The sequence below is a fragment of the Nocardia sp. CDC160 genome, assembly GCF_035818795.1.
Classification (GTDB): Bacteria; Actinomycetota; Actinomycetes; order Mycobacteriales; family Mycobacteriaceae; genus Nocardia.
Window position 1 is genome coordinate 1,419,963 of sequence record NZ_JAYKYT010000002.1, and the last position, 15,816, is coordinate 1,435,778.

15 protein-coding genes are annotated in these 15,816 nt (G+C 67.7%); 6 read left to right on the plus strand and 9 right to left on the minus strand.

Features of this window, described 5'->3' with window-relative positions; all coding sequences use genetic code 11:
* The first annotated feature begins 315 nt into the window (after positions 1-315).
* Genes VMT40_RS14100 through VMT40_RS14110 form a run of 3 tightly spaced genes read left to right on the plus strand, consistent with a single transcriptional unit; the run spans position 316 to position 3,437 of the window.
* On the plus strand, positions 316-2,562 hold the full coding sequence (locus VMT40_RS14100) for a sensor histidine kinase (RefSeq protein WP_326358424.1): 2,247 nt from the start codon (positions 316-318) through the stop codon (positions 2,560-2,562).
* The gene (locus VMT40_RS14105) at positions 2,559-3,206 is read left to right on the plus strand and encodes a response regulator transcription factor (protein WP_326358425.1); all 648 of its coding nucleotides are present in this window, start codon (positions 2,559-2,561) and stop codon (positions 3,204-3,206) included. Before VMT40_RS14100 ends, VMT40_RS14105 begins: the two co-directional genes overlap by 4 nt.
* Positions 3,207-3,266: 60 nt before the next feature.
* Entirely contained in the window at positions 3,267-3,437 is a 171-nt protein-coding gene (locus tag VMT40_RS14110) for a hypothetical protein (protein ID WP_326358426.1), read from the plus strand.
* Here VMT40_RS14110 and VMT40_RS14115 read toward each other — a convergent pair whose 3' ends face one another.
* From VMT40_RS14115 to VMT40_RS14140, 6 genes are all read right to left on the minus strand, one after another.
* Complete coding sequence (locus tag VMT40_RS14115) at positions 3,438-4,040, minus strand: dihydrofolate reductase family protein (protein WP_326358427.1); 603 nt, start codon at positions 4,038-4,040, stop codon at positions 3,438-3,440.
* Between the two features lie 125 nt (positions 4,041-4,165).
* Positions 4,166-4,912, minus strand: coding sequence for a TetR/AcrR family transcriptional regulator (locus VMT40_RS14120; protein WP_326358428.1), 747 nt, complete (start codon positions 4,910-4,912; stop codon positions 4,166-4,168).
* A gap of 9 nt (positions 4,913-4,921) precedes the next feature.
* Positions 4,922-6,439: a cytochrome P450 gene (locus VMT40_RS14125; protein ID WP_326358429.1), complete on the minus strand. Its 1,518-nt coding sequence runs from the start codon at positions 6,437-6,439 to the stop codon at positions 4,922-4,924.
* Between the two features lie 106 nt (positions 6,440-6,545).
* Positions 6,546-7,943 carry a nucleobase:cation symporter-2 family protein gene (locus VMT40_RS14130; protein ID WP_326358430.1) on the minus strand — a complete coding sequence of 466 codons (1,398 nt, stop codon included), beginning with the start codon at positions 7,941-7,943 and terminating at the stop codon, positions 6,546-6,548.
* A gap of 151 nt (positions 7,944-8,094) precedes the next feature.
* The gene (locus tag VMT40_RS14135; RefSeq protein WP_326358431.1) at positions 8,095-9,714 is read right to left on the minus strand and encodes an adenylate/guanylate cyclase domain-containing protein; all 1,620 of its coding nucleotides are present in this window, start codon (positions 9,712-9,714) and stop codon (positions 8,095-8,097) included.
* 55 nt (positions 9,715-9,769) lie between these two features.
* Positions 9,770-11,374, minus strand: a complete 1,605-nt coding sequence (locus tag VMT40_RS14140; RefSeq protein ID WP_326358432.1) for an FAD-binding protein — start codon at positions 11,372-11,374, stop codon at positions 9,770-9,772.
* Between the two features lie 132 nt (positions 11,375-11,506).
* Between VMT40_RS14140 and ligD the strand changes: the two genes are divergently transcribed.
* Positions 11,507-12,466 (plus strand): non-homologous end-joining DNA ligase, encoded by a 960-nt coding sequence (gene ligD / locus VMT40_RS14145; protein WP_326358433.1) that lies wholly within the window; start codon positions 11,507-11,509, stop codon positions 12,464-12,466.
* Positions 12,467-12,541: 75 nt separating this feature from the next.
* Here the strand turns inward: ligD and VMT40_RS14150 are convergent, their stop codons facing one another.
* Positions 12,542-12,991 carry an HIT family protein gene (locus VMT40_RS14150; protein ID WP_326358434.1) on the minus strand — a complete coding sequence of 150 codons (450 nt, stop codon included), beginning with the start codon at positions 12,989-12,991 and terminating at the stop codon, positions 12,542-12,544.
* A gap of 100 nt (positions 12,992-13,091) precedes the next feature.
* Here VMT40_RS14150 and VMT40_RS14155 point away from each other — a divergent pair, with 100 nt between their 5' ends.
* Positions 13,092-13,445, plus strand: a complete 354-nt coding sequence (locus VMT40_RS14155) for a CapA family protein (protein ID WP_326358435.1) — start codon at positions 13,092-13,094, stop codon at positions 13,443-13,445.
* A gap of 3 nt (positions 13,446-13,448) precedes the next feature.
* On the opposite strand, the gene VMT40_RS14160 is transcribed toward VMT40_RS14155, so the two are convergent.
* Positions 13,449-14,252: a maleylpyruvate isomerase N-terminal domain-containing protein gene (locus VMT40_RS14160; protein WP_326358436.1), complete on the minus strand. Its 804-nt coding sequence runs from the start codon at positions 14,250-14,252 to the stop codon at positions 13,449-13,451.
* A gap of 162 nt (positions 14,253-14,414) precedes the next feature.
* Between VMT40_RS14160 and VMT40_RS14165 the strand changes: the two genes are divergently transcribed.
* Positions 14,415-14,768, plus strand: coding sequence for a DUF4870 domain-containing protein (locus VMT40_RS14165; RefSeq protein WP_326358437.1), 354 nt, complete (start codon positions 14,415-14,417; stop codon positions 14,766-14,768).
* A gap of 16 nt (positions 14,769-14,784) precedes the next feature.
* Here the strand turns inward: VMT40_RS14165 and VMT40_RS14170 are convergent, their stop codons facing one another.
* The gene (locus VMT40_RS14170; protein WP_326358438.1) at positions 14,785-15,789 is read right to left on the minus strand and encodes a bile acid:sodium symporter family protein; all 1,005 of its coding nucleotides are present in this window, start codon (positions 15,787-15,789) and stop codon (positions 14,785-14,787) included.
* Positions 15,790-15,816: the final 27 nt, after the last annotated feature.

Sequence of the window (15,816 nt, forward strand, 5' to 3'; positions counted from 1 at the left end):
GCGAAATCACTGGACAGCCTATGCGGTCGACGGCGCGAGATCCGGGAGGCCGGGCCCATGGGATCGCCCGGCGGGGTCGCGGCGAGGTCACGGCTACGGCGCTTACCCATGACACAGTGTCGACCCCGGCGGCCGTTGACTCCCCGCCCGCCAACGGCCGCGGGCGCAGCGGCGGGGCGGGCCGGACCCGCACACCGGTCTGCACGATCGACCATTCCGTAATCGGACCGTCCTTGTCTGTCCGACATTCGACGGACAGCGATCCGGGTCCGCGGATGCGATGCTGGTTCGAATGCGGTCCGGTACCGTGACCGGGTGCTGCGCGACGCCGACCCGACCCACGCCGCGGTCGCGCAGGAGGCCAGATGGCTGGCCATTCGATTCCGACACGCGGCCTGTCTGCTGCTCACGGTCGTGCATCTGGCGAGCGGGGTCCCGGATCCGGCGGTGGGCCGGGCGGTCACGATCCTGCTGGCGGTGTGGTCCGCCAGCCGACTGTGGGGGCGGCGGCTCGGGCCGTGGTGGACCGCGGCCGATATCGCGGTGGTGGCGACCTATTTGCTGGGCACGGTCAGCGTCGCCGCCTCGGGCATCGGCACCAAGGACCTCATCGATGTCAAGGTCGTTGCGGCGACGGTCATCTCGGTGGGTATCGCCGAGCGGGTCCGGGTGTCGGCCGCGGTGACCGTGCTGGTCCTGCTGCTGCTCTACTACGCCAATCGCCAGACGCCCGGGCTGACGCCGTGGGGTTTCCTCTCCGATCTGGCCGTCGCCTATCTGCTGGTGGAATGGCTGCTGGCGGTGGGTGTGCGCCGGGTCGTGCTGCGCGCCGCGACCGTGCACGATCAGACCGTGTCCGCGGCCGCCGACTCCCGCGTCGCGAGCCAGGTGGCGGCGGCGCGGCGGCGTTACGAGCACGAGCAGTGGGCGGTCATGCACGACACCGCGGCGGCCACCCTGCTCATGGTCGGGCAGGGCGCGGCCGCGGATCCCGAGCGAATCGCGCGGCAGGCGGCGCGCGACCTCACCGTGCTGGAGTCCGGTATCCCGGTGCCGGGCGACGAGTCCGAGGCCGATCTGTCGGAATCGTTGCGCGAGTTGGCCGCCGAGTGCGCGACACCGGTGAAACTGCGGATCGACGGGCCGCTACCGATCCCCCGCGGGCTGGCGTGGACGGTCACCGCCGCTGCCCGGGAGGCGCTCACGAATATCGATCGGCACGCGCACGCCAGCGCTGTCGTCGTCGAGGCCGACGCGGGCCGTCTGGTCATTGCCGACGACGGCGTCGGGTTCGACGGAACACCCGGGCAGGACCGCCACGGCATTCGGCACTCGATCGTCGAGCGCTTGCGCGAGGTGGGCGGCGACGCCGAGATCACCAGCACTCCCGGGAGCGGTACCGAGATCCGGCTGCGCTGGCCGGTCGCCGAATCCCTTGCCGCCGGGGACGACTCGTTCGACGAGACCGAGGCAGCGGCCGGAATCGACCGGCTCGGCCGGAGTTTCGGGCACGGCATGGTGGGCATCGCGGTGGCCGACACGCTCCTGCAATCCACACTCACCACGGCAGCCGCGACCCCGCCACCCGCGGTCAACGCGGTTCTCGTCGCCGTCACCGTGGGATGCGCGCTGGCCGCACTCGTTCCGCGTCGCCGCGAGCCGGTCACGGTGGCGCTCATGGGTGTCGCCATCGCGGCCTCCCTGGTGCTCACCGCGTGGCTGCCGGTGGATGCCGTGCTGGCGGGGGCGAACTGGTCCATCGGGGCGTCCGGCTGGGCCGTTGTCGCGCTCGGCTTTCGGCTGCCGCCGCGACTGGCGCTCTCGGCCCTGACCGCGTGGTGGGTGCTGGTGTGCGCGGTGATCCTGATGCGCGCCCCGAACGCGGAGAACCTCACGGTGCTCGGGTATCACACGGCGGCCATCTTCTTCCTGCAAACCTTCACCGCCTGGTTCGCGGCCACCCTGGACCGGGCGGCCCGGCAGGCGGCGGCACTGCATCGAGAGCGGTTGCGCCACCGCACCGCCGACGCCGTCGGGCGCATGCACGAACAGGAGTGCCTGCGCCGCTACCACGAACTGGTGGCCGACTTCACCCCGCTGCTGCGCGGAATGGCCGACGGCACACTCGATCCCGGCGATCCCGGCGTGCAGGCCGCGGCCCGCACCGAATACGCCCGGCTGCGACGGCTTTTCACCCAGCAGGACGGTGTCGGGCATCCGCTGCTCGCGGACCTGCGCACCGGTATCGACGCCGCCGAACGGCGCGGGGTGGCGGTGTCGGTGGAGGCCACGCCGACCCATCGCGAACTGCCCGACGCGGTGCGCGGACATCTGGTGGCGGCCGCCCGGATCATGTTGGACGCCAGCCGTTCCCGCGCCCGCGTCGTGGTGACCGCCGACGCGTCCGGCTGCACCGTCAGCGCCCTGGGCGACTGCCCCGTCGAGACGCTCGACCGGCTGTCCACCCTCACCGATTCGTCGGTGCACACCGAGGTGGTCACCGCGGGCGAATTGCTCTGGGCGCGCCTGCATCACAACTTCGACCTGGAGGGAGCCCGGTGATCCGCATCGCCATCGTCGACGACCATCCACTGATTCGCGACGGCGTGCGCGGCTGGTGCGCGGCGGCCGAACCGCGCATCCTGGTGGCGGCCGATCACCCGGACCCCGCCGCCTTCCTGGCCGCCACCGGGCCCGAGCGCGGCGATCTGGACGCGGTCGTCCTCGACCTCCAATTCGACCAGCGCGCACCGGATCTCACCGCCCTGGCCACCATTTGCGCGCGCGGCCACCGCGTGGTCGTCTACTCCCAGCACACCGAACCCCACCTGGTCCGCGACTGCCTGGACCTCGGCGCGGTCACCTACCTGTCCAAAACCGAAGGCCGCGAACACCTCATCGCGGCCCTGCACGCCGCCGCCGACGTCCGCCCCTACCTCAGCCCCACCATGGCCCGCGCCATGAGCACCGACGCCGACGACCGCCCCAAACTCTCCCACCGCGAGCGCGAAGTCCTGCTGGCCTGGTTCCAAACCGAATCCAAAGCCCTGGTGGCCCAACAGCTCTACATCACCGTCGGCACGGTCAACACCCACCTCGAGCGCATCCGCGCCAAATACGCCTCGGTGGGCCGCTCCGCCCCCACCAAGGCCGCCCTCGTCGCCCGCGCCATCCGCGACGGCCTGATCACCACCGACGAGCTTTGATCCGCGGCTCGAGCAAAACGCCGCGGCCTCGGAGCGTCGTTCGTCGGGCCGTTTCAGGAGATGTTCGACCCCGGCGCGGCACGAGCACAGATAGTCGTCGAACAGCGCGCGGAACTACCCGATCCCTCGGACTCCGGAGACCCCGACAACGACGACAAGACACCGAACACGGTGGTGTACAAGGGCGTTCGCCTCCGCATCAACCCCGGCAAGGCCCGTCGGCGCACCTAGCTATTTGCGGACCAGGTAGCGCAGATGCATGACGCCGGGATCCTCGAGAGCGCGGATCAGTTCGAGTTCGATGTGCTCGGGCGGGAGTCCATCGAACAGGCGTCGCCCGCGACCGAGCAGCACCGGCCGAAGCTGGATGTCGATCAGGTCCAGCACACCGGCTTTCAGAGCCTGCTGCCCGGTGTAAGCGCCGTGCATCATCACATCGCGGTCCCCCGCGGCCTTCTTCGCCTGCTCCACACACGACGCGATGCCGTCGGTCACGTACCGCACCCGCTCGTAGGGATTGTGCTCCGGCGGCTGGTGCGTCGGCACGAATATCGGCACCCCGTCGTGGTGATCGCCGCCCCAATACCCGGCGAAATCGCCGGTCCGCTTACCGGTGATCACCGCACCGGTCGCCATCGCCTCGTCGAACACCAGCTGACTGTGGGGGTACTTGGGACGAAAAGCCATGGGCCCTTCCACCCCAGGCTCGGCACCCCCACCCAGCCAGTCCATCAGCCGCATCCCATTGGTGCCCGCCGGATTCTCGGCATTGTCATCCGGCCCGGTAATGAACCCGTCGAGTGACATGGCCATGGTCAGAAATACCTGAGACATTCCTCCACCCCTCCATCGTCGAGTCGTCAGGTTCCACCTTCCCACCAGCATGCAATTCAGCAGGCCTCTTCTCGACGTTTGCCTGCCGAATTGCATGCTCGTCGAGGTCTCAGGCTGTGGGGGGTCTATTGCGGGGGGAGTTCGGCGGAGGCGGCGAAGAGGGTGCCCAAGGTGGCGGCGACGGTCGCGGTGCGGTCGAAGGTGTGGCCGAGGTCGCGGGCGTGGCCGTCGAAGAGGTACCAGGTGGAGGAAGTCAGGAGGCGGGCCAGGGTTTCCTGGTCGGGGTGGTCGGAGGTCTCCGGGGCGGTGACGTATTGGGTCATGATGCCCTCGACCAGGCCGACCAGGCCGTAGCTGAGGGGGCGGAAGGGGGTGACGTCGATGCCGAGGATGGCTGTCCAGGAGGCGAAGCGGTGCCAGAGGGTGTCGGCCACGCGCTGACGGAACGTGGTCAGGGTGTCGGGGCCGGGATGTCCTGGGAGGGGGCCCATTTGGGCGAAGCGGTAGAGGTTGGGGTGATCGGCGGTCCACGCGACGAGGGTGGACATGATGTCGAAGATGATGCCTTCGACGGTCTTCGACGGCTCGAGCACGAGGATGGCCTCCAGCTCGGTCAGGTAGCGGTCGAAGATGTATTCGCGAGCCCGGGCGTCGAGATCCTCGCGGTTCTGGAACTGCCGGTAGACGACCGAGCGGGCCAGGCCCGCGCGGTCGGCGATCTGCTGGGTGGAGATCTCCGCGCCGGGCGCGTTCTCCTCGATGAGAGCGAGCGCGGCCTCGAGAATGGCGGCGCGGCGGGTCGTATTGTGCTCATCCCAGCGCTGACCGCCCGACCGCCTACGGTGCGAGCGCAGATGAGGGGGCGGCTTCACGGAATTCGACTATACGGCGGTGTCGACCGGGCGGGCCTGCGGTAGGAAGCGGGCGCGCATGGGCAGCGGGCCGTCGGGGCCGCCGGTGAACGAGATCTGGCGGCGGACGCGCACGGGGGATACGGCGTCGAATTCCAGGTGCTGGGCGAAGGTGGCGACCACCAGCGCCGCCTCCATACTGGCGAAGCCGGAGGCCACGCACATGCGCTTGCCCGCCCCGAACGGTATGGCGGCCCGCTTCTGTTCGCGCGCAAGGTTTTCGGGAAGGAATCGGCTCGGATCGAACTCCTCGGGCCGCTCCCAGACCCGCCCGTGATGATGCAATGCGTGCAGGATGACCGCGACCGTGGTGCCGGGCTCGATGCGATACCCGCCGAGGTCGTCGTAATCCTTTGCGGTCCTGGCCAATCCAATCACGGGCGGCAGTAATCGCATGGTCTCGGCGACAATGGCCTGGGTCCACGGTAGTCGTTCGAGATCCGCGGCCGTGGCGGGCCGGTCGCCGAGCACCGCGCGCACCTCCTGCCGCAGCCGGTCGCGAGCCTCCGGATGCTCGGACAGCAGCTGCCACACCCAGCTCAAAGCCGTTGCGGTGGTTTCCATTCCGGCTCCGATGAAGGTCATGAGCTCGTCGTGGATCTCCTGATCGCTGTAGCGGTAGCCGGTCTCGGGATCCTCGGCGTCCATCAGCAGGGCCAGCAGATTGTCCTTGGCCGCGATCCGCCCGCTGCGATGGTCGGCGATGAGCCCGTCCACGACGCGCTCGGCGTGCCGCAGGTCGCGCATGGCCCGTGGTTCGACGATCCAGCCGCTGGCCCGCATGATGCGCAGGGGCAGACGGGAATTGGCGGCATCCGTCCGGCCTCGTCGCTGCAGAATCCAGGTGGCGATGTTGTGCATGGGATGGCTGAGATTGGTCATGAAGCCACGCCCAAAGAACCGCAGCAGTCGCGCCAACACCACCTCCGACATCGGCCCGGTGATATCGGTGCCGAACATGGTCCGCGATGTGACATCCAAAGTGAGCCGGTTCATTTCGGCACCGACGTCGACAACGCCGTCATTCGCGCTCAATGTGCGAATGCGCTCCACCGCGTCCCGAGCGGCCGCCACCATGACCGGCGCGAACCCATCCACATTGCGCTTGGCGAAGATCGGCTGCACCAACCGCCGATTGCGTTGCCACTGTTCTTCATTGAAGTCCGTGACCAGCCCCCGCCCGAAGGCCACCGCGAGCATGTCGTACTCGGGGCTCTTCGCGTAGTTGTTCTGGTTGGTCACCAGCACGTGCCGGACCAGCTCCGGGCTGCGCACGATGACGAATCGCGCGAACGGCACCCGCGCCACGATCACGTCATCGGCGCCCGGCAGCGCGGCCGCGTAATCCAGGACCGTGTGATCGCGCACCCGCGGAATCACGCGGAGCGCCAGCCGCCAGGACTGCCACCAGCCGATGCGGGTGTCGTGCCAGCGCAGGAAGGTCGGGGCCCACGTGGGCGGATGCAGTGTCGTCGAGGAATCGGTCATCTCGGCCCCTTGCCGTACGACTGTGAGACATGCTGTCTCACTAAAAGTAGTGAGACAGCATGCCCCAGTCAATGGCTCCGCCCGGACCGATGCGAACCCCGCAGGGTCAGTGCGTTCCGGCCGTCACCTCGGGCCGCTTGCCCACACCCCAGTGGTTGAACAGCAGATTCAGCACGAAGACCACGATCACCGCCGAGGTGATCGGACTGCTGGCGATCATCTGGAAATCGGTCGGGAACTTCGTGTAGATGTTCGGCGCGACCGCCGGAAGCAGGGCCACCGACAGCGTGACCGCGATGATCAGCATGTTGTTGGTGCCCTCGAACTGGACCTTGTGCAGCACCCGCAGACCCACCGCGGTCACCATGGCGAACATGACCGTGGCCGCGCCGCCGACCACCGGACCCGGCAGCGCCGCGACCACACTGCCGACCTTCGGCACCAGACCCAGGGCGACCAGCATGCCGCCGCAGGCCGCGACCACCCAGCGGCTGCGCACACCCGTCAAGCCCACCAGACCGACATTCTCGGCGAAGGCGGTGTCGGGGAAGGAGTTCATGAAACCGGCCAGCACCGCGGACAGGCCGTCGGCGGCCAGACCGCGCGCCAGATCGGCGGGTTCCAGCTCCTTGTCGACCATTTCGGCGACGGCGACCATGTCCGCGGTGGACTCGGTGAAGGTCACCAGCATGACCACGCACATGGAAATGATTGCGCCGATATGGAATTCGGGCGCGCCGAAAATGAACGGCTTGGAGATGCCGAACCAGGCGGCGGGCCCGACATTCGACATGTCGACCAGATGCATGGGCACCGCGACCACCGTGCCGATGGCCATGCTGATCAGCACGGCCAACTGGCTGATCAGACCGCGGGCGAAGCGATGGATGACCACGATCAGCAGGATCACCAGCCCGGCCAGACCGATGTGCGAGATCTGGCCGTAGTCAGCGGATTTCGGATCGTCACCGGCGATCAGCCCGGCATCCGCGCCGATCAGCGACAACCCGATCACACAGATCACGCAGCCGGACACCAGCGGCGGGAAGAATCGCACCACCTTGGCGAAGAACCGCGCGATGATCAGACCGAACACGCCGGAGACCAGGATCGCGCCGTAGACGGTGGGCAGTCCGGCCTCGCCGCCGCCGAAGTCCTGCGCGATCAGGATCATGGGCGAGACCACGGTGAAGGTCGCACCCGCGACCACGGGCAGCCGGACACCGAGAATCCGCCCGATGCCCACGGCCTGAATGATGGTGACAATGCCCGAAACCAGCAGGTCGGCATTGACCAGCAGACCGATGGTGTGGCTGGAGAGTTTCAGCGCCCCGCCGACCAGCAAGGGGACCGCGACCGCGCCCGCGTACATGATCGCGAGGTGCTGCAGACCCAAGAGCGCCAGCCGTGGCGGCGCGGGTACTTCGTCGACGGGGTGCCGTGGTGGTGGAGTCGCGTCACCGAGATCGGGTTGGCGGGAGGGGCGCGAGAAGCGCAGATGCATGAGAAGCCTCCTGGAACACGTGAGCGCGACGACCGTGATTCGCCTCGAAGGGAGAGGCTGGTCGCGACCACGACCCGAATAATGGCGCAGGAAATACCTGTCCCGCAGCAGATTGTTCGATTGTCCAGCCGTATCGGCGTGGCTCCCGGCCCTACTCGTATTTTCCTACAGAATCGCCCCGATGGCTCGAACCGGCCACGCGATCGGGGGTGCGCGGGCGGGCCAGCCGGGTCGGTCGGGTGCGACCGCGCAGGGTCACCGATTCGCCCAGTCGCCAATGGATCTGCTCACGTGTCGAGGCGGCGGCGATCGTGGTCGCGGAGGTCAGCACCCGCAGCTCGTCGTTCTTGGCCAGTTCGCACAGTCGAGCCGCCTCATTGACGGCGTCGCCGATGACGGTGAATTCGTAGCGGCGATCCGAACCCACATTGCCCGCGATCACCTTTCCGGCGGCCACCCCGATGCCCGCGTCGAACTCGGTGGCGGCGTACGCCAACCGCCTGCGAATATTGCGCGCGGCGATCAGGGCCGCCCCGGCGGCGTCGGGATGCGTTGCGGGAGCGCCGAATACGGCCAGCGCGGCATCGCCCTCGAACTTGTTGATCAGACCGCCGCACCGCTCGACCTCGTCGACCACGAGGGTGAAGAAGTCGTTGAGGATGGCGACGATCTCGGCCGCCGGGCGGGTGGCGGTCAGGGTGGTGGAGCCGATGATGTCGATGAACAGCGCGGCCGCCTCGCATTCGGTGCCGCCGAGTTCGGGATCGCGGGTCAGCGCCACCGCGGCGACATCGTGCCCCACGTGACGGCCGAACAGGTCGCGCATCTTGTCGCGCTCGCGCAGGCCGGAGAGCATGTGGTTGAAACCGCTTTGCAATTCACCCAATTCGGTGCCGTCGTACACCGTGACTTCCACCTGTAGGTCGCCGTCTTCGACCCGGCGCATGGCCGTGCGCACCGCTCGGATCGGCGCGACCGCCGAGGACAGCGTGAGCATCATGAGCCACAGCCCGAACACCAGCGTCGCCCCGCCCAGCGCCAGCACCACCACCGCCAGCCGCTCACTGCTGGCGGGCCAGCCCGCCAGAATCAGCACCGCCACCGACATGAGCAACGCCACCGGCACACCCGTGCCCAGCACCCACACCACCACCGTGCGGCCGAAGACGCCCAGTCCGCGCCGCGGACGCGACGGCGCGGCCTCGAGCACCCGCGCGGTAATGGGACGCAGCGCGAACTCCGCGATCAGATAGCTGTTGGCGCACACCACGATCGCGCTGAACACGATGCCCAGCATCACCTTCGGCGCGAACGACGGATCCACCCGGGCATACAGCGGCGTGATCACGACCAGACCGAACGACCACAGCAGCGCCTGCGACAACACCAGCTTCCGCGGCACCGCCGCGGTGGCCGCCTGTTCGGCCGGAGTCGGCACCCGATCCGGCTCGCGTGCCCAGCGCAGTGTCCGCAATCCGAAGACGGTGCCCCAGCCCAGGCCCAAGGCCAGCGCCGAGAGGCTGATCAGCGGCACGGCGATGAAGTTGAGGGCCACCATCTCCCTGGTCAGTAGCGGCGGACCCGGCAGCACGAAGGCGATCAGCGCGGTGGTCACGGCCATCCCGATCACATTGGCCACGACCAGACCCACGGTCAGCAGGATCTGCACCCGGATCCGCTGCATCCAGGCCTTTTCCTCGGCCGGTCCCAATAGGCGCGATCCCCAGGGCGCGGGTGTGGGCGCGGCGGTCGTGACCTTGTTATCGGCCATAGTCGCAGCGTAGGCCGTGTGCCACCGGAAACCGGGGACCGGGGCTCCGATCCGGCTAATGCGTGGCGGCGCGTTCCACGGCGTGGGTGCCCGCTCGGCGGCCCGAGTAGATGCAGTCGGCCAGGGACAGGCCGCTGACATAGCCGTTCGAGCAGATGCCGACCGCCGCGCGGCCCGCGGCGAACAGGCCCGGAATGGTGGTGTCGGATTCGGTGCGGACCGCGCCGGTCTCCTCGTCCACCACCAGGCCGCCGAGGGTCAGCATGGGCATGGGGTAGGTGAGGCGGGATTTGAACGAGATGTCCAGCAGCGCAAAGGGTTCCGAATGCAGGGGGCGGCGCAGATCGTCCGGCTTGTCCATCGGGTCGGGGAGCTGCTGTTCGATCGCGCGGTTGTGCGCGTCCACGGTCTCGCGCAGGGCCGCCGGTTCGATGCCCGCGCGGGCCGCGACCTCCTCGACGCTGCGACCGGTCACACTGCCGAACTTCATCAGGCGCTCGGCCTGCATGCGCTGGAACCACACCGACTGCTTGCCCAGTTGGCGTCGCGCCTCGGCGGCCAGTCCAGCGTCGACGAGCAGCCAGGCGCGGTGGCCGGGTGCGGCGGCAATCGCCTGGCCCAGGGCCGCGCCGTAGCGGGATTCGTCGATCATGCGCCGCCCGTTCGCGTCGACGGCGATCGCGCCGAAGAAGGCGCTCGGCGGGGCGATGAACCGCCACGTCGAGAGCACATCCATGCGGTCGGTGGCCGCGCCCAGCGCCTGGGCCATGGCGATTCCGCTGCCGTCGTCACCGGCGGTGCCGAGCGGAAGGCCCTCTGCCCAAGGGTAATTCGGCGCGTATTTGCCGACCATCTCACCATTGGCGATGAAGCCGCCGGTGGTGAGGATGACGCCCGATCGGGCCTGGATTCGCACCGGCACGCCGTAGCGGCGCTCGATGCGGGCGAGCAGTGTCTGCACGGTTTTGCGTAAACCTTGGTGGTACACACCGGGTTTCGAGGAAATGCGGGCCAAGGCGGCGAAGCGTCGCTGGACCGCGAGCGGCGCAGCGCTGATCGTGGTCGCTTCGATGCCGGTCACCCGGCCGTCCTCGACGACGAGTCGTGTTGCCCTGGTGCCTGTTCGGACCTTGACGCCATGCTGTGCGGCCGAGGCGGCCAGTGGCCCGAACAGCTTCTTGCCCGACACTCCCCGCCCGTGCGCACGATGTCCGCGCTGCCGCGGCGTCGCCAATTCCCGGAAACCACCAGAGTTTTCGCTACCCGAGTAATACAGGTAGTAGTCATCGGTCGGGTACGAGGTCTTGAACGGGCACAGCGACGGCTGGAACGGAACACCGTGCCGCGTCAGCCAATCGATCATGGCCGGTGATTCCTCGCAGAACCTCCGCAGCGTCGCCTCGCTCACCGTGTCGCCGACCTCCGCCCGCAGGTACGCGTGCATGGTCTCGACATCGTCGTCGACCCCGGCCGCCCGCTGCACCCAGGTGCCGCCGCCCGCGTAGACGATCCCGCCCGACAACGCGGTCGCCCCACCGCCGAGGTATCGATCGACCGCGAGCACCTCGGCCCCGGATTCCCGCGCCGCCAGCGCGGCCGCCACTCCCGCGCCGCCGTATCCGACCACCACGACATCGGCCGAAGAGTCCCAGGTCCGCACCGTTGCGACCACCTTCCCGTATGAAATACCGGCCAGCACTGCCCGAATCGCTGAACTATAACGTGTTCTAGTTCATGATGTCTGCCGCGTCGGGGCGTGCGGAAGACCGCGCGGCCGGTTACCGTCGGACGGGTGGCCAGCAAGTCAGCTGCTCCGGCGATCGAAGTGGCGGTCGGCGAGCACACGGTGCGTGTGTCCAATCCGGATCGGGTCTACTTCCCCGAGACGGGGGCGACCAAGCTCGATCTGGTGAACTACTACCTGAGTGTGGGCGACGGCATCGTCAACGCGCTGCGGGATCGGCCGTGCATGCTGCACCGGTTTCCCAAGGGCCTGCCCGGCGGCAAGGTGCATCAGAAGCGACTGCCCGGCGGTGCGCCGGACTGGATTCCCACCGTCGAACTGTACTTCCCGCGCTACGGCCGCACCGCCGACGAACTCTGTGTCGAGAAGCTGGCCGACGTGATCTGGGCGGTCCAGATGTCGACCGTCGAATTCCACCCCTGGAACTCGCGCCGCTTCGACACCGAAATGCCCGACGAATGGCGCATCGACCTCGACCCCATGCCGGACTGCCCCTGGTCGCGGGTGCAGCGCGTGGCCGAGGTGGCCCACGAGGTGCTCGACGAACTCGGCGCGGTCGGCTGGCCGAAAACCTCCGGCGGCAAGGGATTACACATCTACGTCCGCATCGCCCCGGAATTCGGATTCCAGGACGTCCGCCGAGCCGCCCTCGCCTTCGCCCGCGAAGTCGAACGCCGCGCCCCCAAGGACGTCACCACGACTTGGTGGCGCAAAGACCGCGACCCCCACCAACTCTTCGTCGACTACAACCAGAATGCCCGCGACCACACCATCGCAGCCGCCTACTCCGTCCGCGGCATCCCCCAAGCCACCGTCTCCACCCCCATAGCTTGGACCGAAATCCCCGAAATACACCCCACCGACTTCACCATCAAAACCGTCCCCACCCGCTACGCCGCCCTAGGCGACCTCCACGCAGCCATAGACGAAGCAATCTTCGACCTAACCCCCCTCCTCGAATGGGCCAACCGCGACAACCTCGAAGTCGACCTGGACGAAGAAACCTAACCCAATCGACGAGCATGCAATTCAGCAGGCAAACGTCGAGAAGAGCCCTGCTGAATTGCATGCTGGTGGGACAAGTTAGGTGGGTACCTCGGTGGCGGTGAAGTGGGCGGCGAGGCGTTCGCACAGCAAGCCCAGCGTGGATTCATCCATACGAGGCCCGTCGGCCCAGGAGTCGAACCAGCTCACGGTGTCCGGAGTGCCTGCGGGGCGGACGAACACATGCTGATGGAAGTGTGCGACGCTGCGACCCGTTATCGCCGAGAACACATAGTCGGGGGATAGTTCGGTGCGCAGCGCGTACGCCGCGCGACGGACCGCCCAGCCGACCGCAGCAGCCTCGGTATCGCTCAGATCGGCCAAGGTTGGCGCGTGACGGACAGTTTCGACGAATAGGTAGCCGGGCATCGGTATCCCCTCGGAGAGTGGACGGTGCGTTACCACCACCAGACCGTCGCCGTAGATCACCGGCCCGACCAGCCGCCCCGTTCCACGATGCTTCTCACAGATCAAGCACTCATTCCCCACCACGTGACGGTACCGACAATCGCACTACCTTGCCGGGTTCGGTTCCGCCGAATGCCTTGTGTCGGATGCGGGGTGGTTGGGGGTGTGGTGGGGTGGGGGTATGAAGGGGATTTTTGGGGGCGATGTCAATGTGCAGCGGCGGTCGACGCCGACGGAGGCATTCGCTGGGATTCGAGATGTGTTGGTGGAGGCCGACTTTCGGTTTGTCAACTTGGAGGGGCCGCTGTGTGGGGACGGGGCGGTGATACCGCACAAGCCGAACTGGACGCATGCGGATCCGGGGATGGTGGAGGCGTTGACGTGGGGCGGGATTGATGTCGTGTCGTGTGCGAATAATGTGACGTTCCCGGCCTGGGCGATGCTGGCGAGTTTGGAGGTGCTCGATCGGCCTGGATCGAGCATTGCGGCGCCGGGCCGGACAATACCGCCGCTCGCAAACCCGCTCGCCGACTAGTGGTCAGCCGCTGACGTGGGCGGTGTTGTCGAGCCAGTGTTCGGCGAGGGTGATGTCGCCGTCGATGGTGAGAGGAGTTGCTCCCGGGGTGGTGAGGGGGAGGCGGCGCGTGAGGAGCAGGAGGAGGGTTGCGGCGGGGGCGGTCGCTGTCACGTCGGCGGGTTGGGTTGTGGGGCGCCAGGTTACGGCGTCGGGGCGGCGTTCGATGGACCAGACGGCCGGGTCGGAGGGGAGGTCGGTGGCTCGCCATTGGAGGGTTTGGCCGGTGCCTCGGAGGGCTTGGGCGGACTCGGGGCGCTGCATCTCCCAGGTGGGCGAGGTGAGCATCCGGAAGTGGTTGGTGATGAGGGCGGCGGCGATGTCGGGGGCTATGTCGGTCGGGTGGTTGGCGACGTTGGTGGCGTCGAAGCCGTGGACGACCGCCTCGTTGAGCATGGTGGTCAGCCAGAAGCGGGTTCCGGAGCGGGCGTCGGCGGCGGGGTTGAAGACCGGTGCGTCGAGGGCGTCGTCGGAGCATGCGTTCGCGACTCGCTGTGCGGACTCCACGAGCCAGGGCTGCCACTCGCTGGGATCGGCGGGCAGGACTGCCATCTGAGTGGGAAGCTGCGTGGGGTCGGCGATGCGGCGCTCGATGATCTCCGCGACCCAGTTCTGGGTCTGGCCCACGTGTTCGACGAGGTCGGCGATGGTCCACTTCGGGGCGGTCGGCACGGCGGCGTCCGGTCCGGCCGCGGCGGCCGCCTCGGCCAGACGTCGGGTGTGGTCGACGATCGCTTGCCGGGCGCGGTCGGCGTTCAGTTCGATCATGAGAGTGCCCTTTCCGAAGTTGGTCGCGTTCGATAGGACGGGCCGCGCCGGTCGAACTCATCGGTGTCGGGAGAAAGTTGGGATCGGTAGGCGGCAGCGCACGGATCTACTTGCCGCATGACATTTTCTCAATCTCCCTTGAACCAGCCGCAGTCCGCCGGGGTGGACAAGAAGACCGGTGCGATACTGTCCTACGCGTTGGGGTGGGTCACCGGGGTCATCTTCCTATTCGTGGGGAAGAAGGATCTTGACGTGAAATTCCATGCGGCGCAGTCGATTGTCTTTTTCGGAGCGGTCTCGGTGGTCAATATCGCGCTGAGCGTCGTCGGGTCGCTGCTCGGGGGCGTGGGGATTATCTTCAGCCTTGTTGGGCTCGCCGTCTGGATCCTCGCGGTTGTCGTGTGGATCATGGCCATGGTTCAGGCGAACAGGATCGGTGGGGTCCGGGCGGAGCTTCCCATTGTCGGCAAATTCGTTGCTCCGTATGCCGATCGGCTGGCGAATTCGGTCAACTAGGAATGATTTCCGAAGATCAACGGCCCGAGGCCATCTCGGGCCGTTCACTCTGTGTCAGGGGCTGTTGGTGGGCGTAGCGCTGGGCCAGGGCGGCGCAGGTGAAGAGTTGGATTTGGTGGAAGAGCATGAGGGGGAGGACGATCAGGCCGACGGGGTGGCCTGCGAAGAGGACCGAGGCCATGGGGAGGCCGGTGGCTAGGCTCTTCTTGGAGCCGCAGAAGGTCACTACGATGCGGTCTTCGCGGGAGAAACCCAGTAGGCGGCTGCCGAAGATAGTGGCGGACAGGACGATTGCCAGTAGTCCGGCGCAGACCAGGGCGGTGGAGATGAGGGTGCGGGCGGAGAGATTGTGCCAGATGCCTTGCACCACACCGGCGCTGAAGGCGGCGTAGACGACCAGGTAGACCGAGCCGCGGTCGACGGTTTTGGTCGCCGCAGGGTGGGCGAGGATCCAGCCCAGGCGCGGGCGCAGCAGTTGGCCAGCCAAGAATGGTAAGAGCAGCTGCACCACGATGGCCAGCATCGCGGAGGGCGAGACACGCACGCCCGCAGTGGTGTTCATGCACGCCATCACCAACAGCGGGGTGGCGAAGACACCGATCAGATTCGACAGGGAAGCACTGACCACGGCACCCGCGACATTGCCGCGCGCCATCGAGGTGAAGGCGATGGAGGACTGGACGGTCGAGGGCACCAGGCAAAGAAACAGCACGCCGGTGTAGAGGTCGGAGCTGAGGAACGACGGCACCAGCACCCGCAGCGCGAGACCGAGCACCGGGAACAGTACAAATGTCGCGCCGAGCACCGTCGCGTGCAGTCGCCAGTGCCGCAGTCCGGCCAGCGCCTCGCGCGGTTCCAGACGCGCCCCGTAGAGCAGGAACAACACCGCGATGGCGATCTTGGTGGCCCAGTCGAGCACCTCGGCCGCGCCCCCACGCGCGGGCAGCACCGCGGCCAGCACCACGGTGGCGAGAATGCCGAGCATGAACGAATCGATGCGGAGTTTGGCCAGTAGCTGCACCTATTCGACGCTAGAGATACCGACACC